This is a genomic window from Cryobacterium sp. 10I1 (assembly GCF_035019805.1).
In the GTDB taxonomy this organism is placed as follows: Bacteria; Actinomycetota; Actinomycetes; order Actinomycetales; family Microbacteriaceae; genus Cryobacterium; species Cryobacterium glucosi.
Genome location: NZ_JASJVF010000208.1, coordinates 1 through 5,854, shown reverse-complemented (window position 1 = coordinate 5,854; position 5,854 = coordinate 1). Strand labels below are relative to the sequence as shown.

General features: G+C 69.2%; 4 protein-coding genes. 2 read left to right on the top strand and 2 right to left on the bottom strand.

The genetic code is table 11. The features are described from left to right. Positions 1-1,037 (top strand): L-serine ammonia-lyase (locus QN345_RS14730; RefSeq protein ID WP_323508801.1); only part of this gene is annotated, 1,037 nt, incomplete at its 5' end. Between the two features lie 108 nt (positions 1,038-1,145). Then, positions 1,146-1,667, top strand: a complete 522-nt coding sequence (locus QN345_RS14725; RefSeq protein ID WP_174775150.1) for a LysM peptidoglycan-binding domain-containing protein — start codon at positions 1,146-1,148, stop codon at positions 1,665-1,667. Positions 1,668-2,094: 427 nt separating this feature from the next. On the opposite strand, the gene QN345_RS14720 is transcribed toward QN345_RS14725, so the two are convergent. Together QN345_RS14720 and QN345_RS14715 are read right to left on the bottom strand one after the other, a co-directional pair. Continuing rightward, positions 2,095-3,147, bottom strand: coding sequence for a Gfo/Idh/MocA family oxidoreductase (locus QN345_RS14720; protein ID WP_322136254.1), 1,053 nt, complete (start codon positions 3,145-3,147; stop codon positions 2,095-2,097). 88 nt (positions 3,148-3,235) lie between these two features. Then, a complete protein-coding gene (locus QN345_RS14715; RefSeq protein ID WP_322189585.1) occupies positions 3,236-5,734 on the bottom strand; it encodes a DEAD/DEAH box helicase in 2,499 nt (832 codons plus the stop codon). Positions 5,735-5,854: the final 120 nt, after the last annotated feature.

Genomic DNA, 5,854 nt, shown 5'->3' with positions numbered 1-5,854 from the left:
ACACCTGGCGCCAGTGGACCTGGTCCTGGCCTGCGACGGCCGGTGCACACACCCTTCGGGTCCGGGCGACGGATGCCCTCCCCCTGTTCGAGGAGACCTGGTACTCGATCGGAGGCGGCTTCATCCGGCGCGAGGGCGACCCCATGGTTCCGCCGACGACCTCTCCCCGGCCGATGGACTACGACTCGAGCGCCGAGCTGCTCGCACTCTGCGATGCCCGCGGGGTCGATATCGCCGCGATCGCCCGCGAGAACGAGGAGTCCATCCACGGGGCCGAAGCCCTCGACGCCGGGCTCGACGCGATCTGGGACGCGATGCACGTCTGCGTCGAGGCCGGATTGGCCACGGCCGGCACCCTTCCCGGGGGCCTCAAGGTCAAGCGCCGTGCCGCCGCCATTCGCATGCAGCTCGAGGAATATGAGCTGCTGCCCCTGCGCGAGCGAGACACCTCGACCGAGTGGCTGCACGCCTTCGCCCTCGCGGTCAACGAGGAGAACGCCTCCGGAGGCCGCGTCGTCACGGCACCGACCAACGGTGCGGCGGGAATCATCCCGGCCGTCGGGCACTACTACCTGCGGTTCGTCCCTGGGGCGAACGCCGAGGGCATCCGCCGCTACCTGCTCACGGCGGCCGCGATCGGATCCCTCGTGAAGGCCAACGCCTCCATATCCGGCGCGGAAGGCGGCTGCCAGGCCGAGGTCGGATCAGCGTGCGCGATGGCCTCCGGCGCGCTCTGCGCGGTGCTCGGCGGCACCCCGCGCCAGGTCGAGAACGCCGCCGAGATCGCGATGGAGCACCACCTCGGTCTCACCTGCGACCCCGTCGGAGGCCTCGTGCAGGTGCCGTGCATCGAGCGCAACGCGATCGCGTCGTCGACGGCGGTCTCCGCTGCCCGCCTCGCCCTGCACGGCGACGGCACCCACCTCGTCTCCCTCGACACCGTCATCGAGACCATGCGCCAGACCGGCCTCGACATGATGACGAAGTACAAGGAAACGAGCGAGGGCGGTCTCGCCGTCAACGTGATCGAATGTTGACCCGACCAGCCTAAACTGGGCAGGCACACGCGATACGGATGTCGGGCGCAGCCCTTTCGTTCCCCTGTCGCGCCGCATTCATCACGTTCACGGCATTCCGGGGGTCTCATGCGTATTCGGTCGTCCCAGCACTCATTCCGGGCCGCGGGCCCATCCACCGCGATCCTGGTCTCCGGGATCCTCGTTCTCGGCCTGTCCGGGTGCGCGGCGGCTCCGGCGCCTGCGGTCGTCACGGCCACCGTCGTCGTCACCCAGACACCGACTCCCACGCCGACGCCGACGCCCACGCCCACCCCGACGCCCGTGGAGGTGCCGCTCATCCCCAACCCGCCGAAGGGATCGGCACCCACGACAACCCCGAACGCCGCTGCAATCCCCGTCGCGCCGATTCCGGAGGGGCCTGCGACCGATCTGGGAGCGACAGCGGGCGCCGAGGGATCCGCCGCGTCAAACGGCGCCGGCGCACTCCAGACCTACACGGTCGTCGAGGGCGACGACTTCTTCGCGATCGCGCAGCGCTTCGACGTGCCCGTGCAACAGCTCCTCCGGATGAATCCGTCGGTGCCCGGCCTCGGCGAGGACATCTACATCAACGACGTCATCAACCTCGACTGGACCACGAAGCGCTAGTCACACGCCATTCCCGGCGCACGCGCATCAGATTCCCCGCGGATCGCTCCACAGCCCGCACGCGCCTTCCCGGCAGCTTCGTCCGGCAGGGTGGAACCGGCGCCGATACCCGGTCGCCGGGAGGCCGGGAAACGGCACCTCTCGTTCAGTCAATCCACACTGCTCGTTCATCTCGGTGAACGAGAGTACAACCAGTCCCAACGTGTTGGGGCGCTGAAGCCGACCGGCATCGGTCGGACCGGAAGAACGTGATGCGCGGGCGAGCACACGGTTGCCCGGTCCGGCCGGGGCCGGTCGCTTACTTTAAGCGGGCATCCACCGCACCGAGCGCGGGTGTTCCGCCGGTGCGCGGGTGGTCGACCACGCGCGGAGCGGCGCAACACCAGCGCTCGACGTCGACGTTCGACCGCCCGGCGAGCGGATGCCGCTAGCGGGTCTGGCGGAAGATCCGCTCGATGATCCCGACCACGCGCAGCGAGTCCTCCGGGTCGACGGGAGCAGGCGCACCGCGCAGCAGCGCGTCGGCGAGTCCCCGGTAGAAGGCCGCGTAGTCGCCGGGTTCGGTGGGCACCGCGTGCTGGGCGCCGTCGAGCCCGAGCATGCCCCAGGCCGACTCGTGCTCGATACCGAAACCGGCATCCGTCGGAAGAGCACCGGCGGCGAGGGTGGCCTCCTGGCCGTCGAGGCCCCACTTCGTGTACCCCGATTCAGAGCCGAGCACGTGGAAACGCGGCCCGACCTGGGCGGCGGTCCCGTTCATCCACAGGTGCGATCGCACCCCGGAACCGTGGTGCAGCGACACGAAGGTGTCGTCGTCGGCGTTCCCGCCGGGCACGCGGGTCGCGATCTCTGCGTAGATGTCGTCGACCGGCCCGAAGAGCTGCAGGGCCTGGTCGATGAGGTGCGCGCCGAGGTCGAAGAGAATCCCGCCGCCCTCACGGATGCCGGCGCTCGCCTTCCAGGCCTTGGCCGACGGTGTCGGGCGCCAGAACTCGAACCGCGACTCGAAGTGCCGCACCTCGCCGAGGGCGCCCTCTGCGATGAGCGCCTTCAGGGTCAGGAAGTCACCGTCCCAGCGCCGGTTCTGGAACACGGTGAGCAGCAGGCCGAGGCGTTTGGCCTTCTCGATGAGCCCCTGGCCTGCGATGCTCGTGGGAGCGAACGGCTTGTCGATAACGACGGCGAGGCCCGCGTCGAGCGCGGCATGGGCGAGTGCGACGTGACTGCCCGGCGGGGAGCCGATCACGACGAGGTCGAGGTCGTCCGCTGCGGCGAGGAGCTCGTCGACGGTGTGCATCAGGCGCACACCCGGATAGGTCTCTGCAGCCTGCTGGCGCCGCACGGGGTCGCCCGTGACGATCGCGTCGAGGGAGAATTCTGGGTTCGCGGCGAGGAACGGGCTGTGGAACACCCTCCCGGAGAGGCCGAAGCCGATCACGGCGGATCGGATCGGACGGGCGATGTTGTCGGCTGCACTCATGCTTCCACGCTACTCCGCGGGGCACCCGCCGCCCGCCGCCACCGCGCTCCAAGCACCAGGTACGGTCTGCACCAGGCACGGGCCGACCTTAGAGCCGATTGACCGCCGTGACCCGGACGTGCGCGGCGCCGAGGTCGTCCGATTCGGCGAGATCGATCGTCGCGCTGATCCCCCAGTCGTGATCGCCCGCCGGGTCGTCGAGGATCTGCCGCACGGTCCACTCCGTTGCGCCCTCGTCGAGGATCAGCATGCCGGACCCGCGCGCGTTGGCGCCGGTGAGGACCTCGTCGTGTTCGGCGAAGTATCCGTCCATGGCGTCTCCCCAGGCATCCGCCGTGAAGCCGTGCTCGCGGTCGAGCTCGCCGAGCGCGTCGTAGTTCTCGAGCGCCGCGAGCTGAACGCGCCGGAACAGCTCGTTGCGCACGAGGATCCGGAAGGCGCGCACGTTCGTGGTGAGCCGGCGCGGGGGCGGCGGCAGCACGGAGACGGCGCCCTGCTCGTGCGCTTCGAGGTCGGGGTGGATGAGCTCCTCCCACTCGTCGAGGAGGCTCGAGTCGACCTGGCGCACGAGTTCGCCGAGCCACTCGATCAGGTCGAGCAGGTCCTCGGTCTTGGCCTCGTCCGGGATGGTCTGCCGGGCGGCCCGGTAGGCGTCGGACAGGTAGCGCAGCACGACGCCCTCTGAGCGAGCGAGCTTGTAGAACGCGATGAACTCACCGAACGACATCGCCCGTTCGTACATGTCGCGCACGACCGTCTTGGGGCTGAGCTCGAAGTCCGCGATCCAGGGCTGCGACTCCTTGTAGGTCGTGAAGGTGTAGGTCAGCAGCTCCTCGAGGGGCTTCGGCCAGGTGATCTCCTCGAGCAGCGCCATCCGCTCGTCGTATTCGATGCCCTCGCGCTTCATCGCGTTGACAGCTTCGCCGCGGGCGGCGAACTGCTGGCCCATCAGCACCGGGCGCGGGTCGTCGAGGGTCGCCTCGACGATCGACATCATGTCGAGCGCGTAGGTCGGCGACTCCGGGTCGAGCAGGTCGAACGCGGCGAGCGCGAACGGCGAGAGCGGCTGGTTGAGAGCGAAGTTCGGCTGCAGGTCGACGGTCAGGCGGATGTCCCCGCTCGCGCTCTGCTCGACGATCCCGGCCGCGCGCAGCGTCTTGTAGATGCCGAGGGCACGGCGGGCGTGCCCGAGCTGGCGCTTCCACGGCTCGTGGTTGTCGAACACGAGCTCGTAGACGTGCGCGAAGGCGTCGCCGCCGCGGCCGATCACGTTGATCAGCATCGCCGCGGTCATCTGCATGCTCGAGTGCAGAGTCTCCGGCTCTGCGCTGACGAGGCGCTGGAACGAGGGCTCGCCCCAGGACACGAAGCCCTCCGGCGCCTTCTTGCGGATGATCTTGCGCTTCTTCTTGGGGTCGTCCCCGGCCTTCTCGATCGCCTTGAGGTTCTCGGTCTCGTGGTCGGGGGCCTGGATCACGACGGTTCCCGCGGTGTCGTACCCGGCCCGGCCGGCGCGCCCGGCGATCTGGTGGAACTCGCGGGCGTTGAGCTGGCGCATCTTGACGCCGTCGTACTTTGTCAGGGCGGTGAAGAGCACCGTGCGGATCGGCACGTTGATGCCGACTCCGAGGGTGTCGGTGCCGCAGATCACCCGGAGCAGGCCGCGCTGGGCGAGCTGCTCGACGAGTCGGCGGTACTTCGGCAGCATGCCGGCGTGGTGCACGCCGATGCCCATCCGGATCAGCCGAGAGAGGGTCTTGCCGAAGCTCGTCGTGAAGCGGAACTCGCCGATCAGCTCAGCGATCGCCTCCTTCTGCTCCTTGGTGGCGACCTTGACGCTCGAGAGCGCCTGCGCGCGTTCGAGGGCGGCGGCCTGGGAGAAGTGCACGATGTAGACGGGCGCCTGGCCGGTCTTGAGCAGGTCCTCGACCGTCTCGTGCACCGGCGTGGTCTCGTAGTAGTAGTTGAGCGGGACCGGGCGTTCGACGCCCGTGACGACCGCGACCGGCCGGCCGGTGCGGCGGGCGAGGTCGTCGGCGATCTCGGTCACGTCCCCGAGGGTCGCGCTCATCAGGATGAACTGCACCCGGGGCAGCAGGAGGAGCGGCACCTGCCAGGCCCAGCCGCGGTCGGGGTCGCCGTAGAAGTGGAATTCGTCCATGACGACCTGGTCGACCTGGGTGTCCTCGCCGCTGCGGAGGGCGAGGTTCGCGAGGATCTCGGCCGTGCAGCAGATGATCGGGGCGTCCGAGTTGACCGAGGAGTCCCCCGTCATCATCCCGACGTTCTCCGCGCCGAAGATCTCGACGAGGGAGAAGAACTTCTCGCTCACGAGCGCCTTGATCGGCGCGGTGTAGAAACTGCGCTTGCCCGCGGAGAGCGCGGCGAAGTGCGCTCCGACCGCGACGAGGGACTTCCCGGTTCCGGTCGGCGTGCTCAGGATCAGGTTCGCCCCCGAGACGATCTCGATGAGCGCCTCCTCCTGGGCGGGGTACAGCGAGAGGCCCTGGTCCGTCGCCCACTCTTCGAATGCCGCGAACAGGGCGTCGGGATCGGTGACGGACGGGAGGGCGCTCAGAGTTGCCATGATCCTTCGATCCTGCCCTATCGCGCTGGCCGTTGCCTGCGGAGGGGGCGGAGGACGGGCAAGCGACGGCTGGAGACTCTGGCGAAAACACCAGCGAATCGTAAGGAATGCGCGGGCGCG